This window comes from Rodentibacter rarus, from assembly GCF_001998965.1.
Lineage (GTDB): Bacteria > Pseudomonadota > Gammaproteobacteria > Enterobacterales > Pasteurellaceae > Rodentibacter > Rodentibacter rarus.
This window is the reverse complement of record NZ_MLHJ01000146.1, coordinates 1-3,431: the sequence shown is the minus strand read 5'-3', so window position 1 is coordinate 3,431 and position 3,431 is coordinate 1. Positions and strand designations below refer to the sequence as shown.

Below are 3,431 nucleotides of genomic sequence, written 5' to 3'. Positions count from 1 at the left end.
GCACCGAACATACCCGAGAGCCAAGCCCGTGGCAAAACGCAGGCGTGACGGCGATTCACGGCGGATCGGTTGTCACAAAAACCATCACCACCGAACAACTCGCCGCCGGTGCGGTCACGGCAAATGAAATTGCAGCGGGCGCTATTGGCGCAAGACATATTGCGACAAAATCCCTCAATGCGAATCATATTGCCTCAAACTCACTGACGGCAGAATTGCTTAACGTCTCGAATTTGGGGGCGATTAGTGCCAATTTAGGGAGAGTAACAGTCGGAACCCTCACCGGGACAACCATTGAGGGAAATACGATTCGTGGCGGAAGTGTGAGCGGGACAACCATTAATGGCTCAACGATTAACGGTGGCTTAATAAAAGGGGCGAGAATCGAAGGGATTACGGGCGTATTTTCAGGAAATATCTACGCTAAAAATCTTATTGATGATACAGCTCAGGCATTTACACTGGTTCATGGTAAAACACTAGTAATACCTGCTTTTGGTAAAAAACGTACTATTTTTATTCCGGCTTGTTTCTGTAGTATTTATGTCAATTCAGCTTCAGGTAGTCAAGCTGGATATATTAGTGTGACAGCCACTGTGGAAATTACCAGTTCTGCGGGAGGGAATATTAGAGGATCAAATACCGTAAAAGGAAGTAATGCAATAGGAAGTGTGTTTTTATCTGGTTTCTTTGTAGTTAATGCAAATACAGAGCTAAGAATAAACTACACATCTTCCGTATTGGGTAGTGGGAGGGTATTTTGCCCTGATATTTCTATTTTAGCAATTTGTTAATTTAGAGAGGAAATAGGATGAAAAAAACATTTTTAATATTACTTATTTCAAATCTGTTAATGGCTTGTTCAACTCAATACAAAGCCGATTACACAACTAAACCAGTTTTCTGCTATCAATTATCCCCTAAAGATATGCAACCGGGTAAAAACTGTATTGGTTCAGGAGGGCACGGAGGATAAAACAAAACCGCACAAAAGTGCGGTTAAATTTAGGCGAGTTTTTATGCACGAATCAACACATCCGCACTAATTCCCATTTGCTTATGGATTTTACGGATCATATTCAGTGTTAATGGACGGGTTCGGTTAAAAACTTCATAAACACGATTCGGTTTTCCGATCGTGTTTTCTAAGTCTTTAACTGATAACCCTTCTTGTTCCATTCTGAATTTAATTGCTTCAATCGGATCTGGCGGATCGATTGGGTAATGCTTAGATTCGTAATTTTCAATTAAGGTTATCATGACATCAAAGAAGTCCGCTTCATCAGTAGAAAAGCTTTCTTTATCAAAGAAGGGCTCAACTATTTTTAAGGCTGTTTGATAGTCTTGCTCATTACGAATGGGTTTGATTTGATTCATAAATTCCCCCTTTAATTTAGTTCAACATCATTGGCATTAATTCGGTCATAGTCGGCATGAGTACCGATAAATTTAATATAGACTGCGCCAAACTGAAAGGCAATGGCAACTACTAAACGGTGGTCATTGCCTTTTATATTGAATACGACACGGCGATTTTTCAAAATACTGGCAGATTTGTATTGCGCTTTGATTTCATGTGCATTCAGCCAATTCGCTTTTCTTACTTCAGCTATCCAAGCCTTTAGAGGCTGTTCTGCATCAGGGTGTTTTTCCCAATAGGCGACTAGCGTGGAAATTGAAATAATTCGCATAGTGTCCTCTCTTTTAACCTGATTTGTATTATATCCCAATTTGGGATATTTGCAATATATTTAACCAACAACAAGGAGTCTTTTATGACAACATTCAACAAAATCTTAAACCCAATGTACTCAGCAATTGCGGCTTACAGCACGCAAGAGGACGGCTCAATTAACGCCAAATATGTGATTGGCACGGGCACAGACAATGACGGTGTCGTAACCGATTTCACGCCAATTATTAGCGAATACAAATGGATTGATGTAGAAGGGGCGAAAGCGATTAATGACGCACCGTTTACCAAAGAAGATATTGGCAAAACCCCGACACAAATTATGTTGTCGCGTATTTATGCTTATCTTAAAGAAAACGGGCAAATCGTGGTATAACTTGTCAAAAATATGGGATAAAAGTGCGGTGATTTTGCCGCACTATCCACGGATCATATACGGATCATTCCTAGTTGTATTTGAGTGGCATTAAAAAACCGCAAAACAATCTAACCCTTTGATTTTACGGTTGTAGTTGTATTGCGGTTATATTAAATCTGGTGCTGGCGTCATCTGAATTGATGGCGGTAAAGCCTTTTAAATACTGAATTTCTTTTAATTTTATTTTTAAGTGTATAACTAAACGTATAACTAAAACAAAAAGTCATCTATCAAAATGACTATTCTTTGAACAATTATTAGGATCGTGAAGAGAGGGTGTCAGCCAATGGCGATCACCCCAATTTAGCCACTAAACTTCGCTTACCTTTAACCGATCCATTTTTGGTTTCGTTGTTTATCCTCAAGTTGAGGTTAAGTCATTAAGTAAAATTTAATAACTGGCAAAATAACTTTCACCGTTGGTGGATGTTGGTTATTTAATTAGGTTCACATCTCCTCAAATTTGAGGGCATTAAATTATCCCTCGCGCGCGCGTACTGCTCAAAAAATTCCAATAAAAAGGCTCAATGCACTGCACTAAGCCTTTTGAATTATGCTGTTTTAATATGGTTTAATAATACCTCATTAATTCGGGTTTGCCAGCCTTGTCCGGTTGCTCTAAACGCTTGAATAACCTCAGGGGATAATCTTAACGTGATAGATTGTTTGGTTGGTGCTTTCTGCTTTCCTCTCCCTGTTCGCATTTTCCCTTGCTGTTCCATCTCTTTTTGGTGGTTTTTTACCATTGCCACAAATTCAGGCGGCATAACCTCTGCTAAAGGTTTAGCAAGAGCGAAATCAGCCTCTGTCAATTCTCTAACTTCGCCATCTGCATTAATAAGCGGTTCTCTGTGTTTCATATCTCTTTACCTCTCTTTCATTTGCCTTGCGAAAACTAATCACCCTCACGCCGTTTTGAACTGGTGTAAAACAAAGAACGTGTAAACGTCCATTCAAATAACCTGTTGCTGTAAAACGTGGCTCAGGATAATCAAAACGAACATCAGGAATAATGACTGCCGTTTGCCATTCAAAGAAAGCGACTTCATCAAAAGATAAATTGCGCTCCTCAATGTTTCGCTGTGATTTGTTCGGATCGTACTCAATTTTCATTACGGGATTATTGGTTTCTTATTTGCTTATATTGTAACTACATTAATATAACTATTCAATCTTTTTGTTACTACATTTTGTTTTCTTATTTATAAAGTTTCACCTATGGATCAACCCAAGACTTTCCACCACCTAAAAAATAAAAAAATGTATATATAATAGAAAAATGCTGGACACAGTGGACACACTGTGTCAATGATCTTCCAA

At 38.9% G+C, this 3,431-nt stretch carries 6 protein-coding genes and 1 pseudogene; 3 read left to right on the top strand and 4 right to left on the bottom strand.

From position 1 onward, the window contains the following. Both BKK50_RS12560 and BKK50_RS12555 read left to right on the top strand, forming a co-directional pair. A pseudogene (locus BKK50_RS12560) lies at positions 1 to 794 on the top strand (hypothetical protein); the annotation flags it as partial. 17 nt (positions 795 to 811) lie between these two features. After that, positions 812 to 976, top strand: a complete 165-nt coding sequence (locus tag BKK50_RS12555; RefSeq protein ID WP_158074680.1) for a hypothetical protein — start codon at positions 812 to 814, stop codon at positions 974 to 976. 41 nt (positions 977 to 1,017) lie between these two features. Here BKK50_RS12555 and BKK50_RS11775 read toward each other — a convergent pair whose 3' ends face one another. Further along, complete coding sequence (locus BKK50_RS11775) at positions 1,018 to 1,377, bottom strand: helix-turn-helix domain-containing protein (protein WP_077418355.1); 360 nt, start codon at positions 1,375 to 1,377, stop codon at positions 1,018 to 1,020. 11 nt (positions 1,378 to 1,388) lie between these two features. After that, positions 1,389 to 1,691 (bottom strand): type II toxin-antitoxin system HigB family toxin, encoded by a 303-nt coding sequence (locus BKK50_RS11770; RefSeq protein ID WP_077418353.1) that lies wholly within the window; start codon positions 1,689 to 1,691, stop codon positions 1,389 to 1,391. 84 nt (positions 1,692 to 1,775) lie between these two features. Here BKK50_RS11770 and BKK50_RS11765 point away from each other — a divergent pair, with 84 nt between their 5' ends. After that, positions 1,776 to 2,069 (top strand): hypothetical protein, encoded by a 294-nt coding sequence (locus tag BKK50_RS11765; protein ID WP_077418351.1) that lies wholly within the window; start codon positions 1,776 to 1,778, stop codon positions 2,067 to 2,069. Positions 2,070 to 2,662: 593 nt separating this feature from the next. Here BKK50_RS11765 and BKK50_RS11760 read toward each other — a convergent pair. Together BKK50_RS11760 and BKK50_RS11755 are read right to left on the bottom strand one after the other, a co-directional pair. Then, complete coding sequence (locus tag BKK50_RS11760) at positions 2,663 to 2,971, bottom strand: BrnA antitoxin family protein (RefSeq protein ID WP_077418349.1); 309 nt, start codon at positions 2,969 to 2,971, stop codon at positions 2,663 to 2,665. Then, positions 2,946 to 3,224 (bottom strand): BrnT family toxin, encoded by a 279-nt coding sequence (locus BKK50_RS11755; RefSeq protein ID WP_077418347.1) that lies wholly within the window; start codon positions 3,222 to 3,224, stop codon positions 2,946 to 2,948. Before BKK50_RS11755 ends, BKK50_RS11760 begins: the two co-directional genes overlap by 26 nt. Positions 3,225 to 3,431: the final 207 nt, after the last annotated feature.

What these genes read in the sequence shown, in the direction of transcription:
- BKK50_RS11765 (WP_077418351.1), top strand. Translation starts at nt 1,776, where the DNA reads ATGACAACATTCAACAAAATCTTAAACCCAATGTACTCAGCAATTGCG.
- BKK50_RS12555 (WP_158074680.1), top strand. Translation starts at nt 812, where the DNA reads ATGAAAAAAACATTTTTAATATTACTTATTTCAAATCTGTTAATGGCT.
- BKK50_RS11755 (WP_077418347.1), bottom strand. Translation starts at nt 3,224, where the DNA reads ATGAAAATTGAGTACGATCCGAACAAATCACAGCGAAACATTGAGGAG.
- BKK50_RS11760 (WP_077418349.1), bottom strand. Translation starts at nt 2,971, where the DNA reads ATGAAACACAGAGAACCGCTTATTAATGCAGATGGCGAAGTTAGAGAA.
- BKK50_RS11775 (WP_077418355.1), bottom strand. Translation starts at nt 1,377, where the DNA reads ATGAATCAAATCAAACCCATTCGTAATGAGCAAGACTATCAAACAGCC.
- BKK50_RS11770 (WP_077418353.1), bottom strand. Translation starts at nt 1,691, where the DNA reads ATGCGAATTATTTCAATTTCCACGCTAGTCGCCTATTGGGAAAAACAC.